General features: G+C 58.6%; 1 pseudogene. It reads right to left on the reverse strand.

Going from position 1 to position 326, the window contains the following annotated elements:
- Window positions 1-135: 135 nt before the first annotated feature.
- A pseudogene (locus GSQ88_RS36230) lies at window positions 136-326 on the reverse strand (hypothetical protein); the annotation flags it as partial.

Below are 326 nucleotides of genomic sequence, written 5' to 3' on the forward strand. Positions count from 1 at the left end.
TCAGCAAGCCGCCTGACCTTCACGCATCGCCATCATACAACTCGCCGTGCCCGCGCGCATGCGTCAATCAGGCGGTCTTCGTCGTATGCGTACGATCGATGTTCCCGCGGCCATACATTTGACGTCTCACAAGCTTCAGGGGAAGAAGCCGTCGACCTCGACATGATAATCGAGCGAGACGCGGGCCAGGAGCCATTCCGCAAACTGATAGTCGGCATCCGGCAACGACGCTGTCAATCGGCGTTCAAATTTGACCCCGGATCGGCGTCCAATTTTGACCCCTTTGAGCGACGAGTCTTGACGGTAGCGCTCGCCTCGTCGGAGCT

Source organism: Bradyrhizobium sp. S69 (assembly GCF_009766005.1).
In the GTDB taxonomy this organism is placed as follows: domain Bacteria; phylum Pseudomonadota; class Alphaproteobacteria; order Rhizobiales; family Xanthobacteraceae; genus Bradyrhizobium.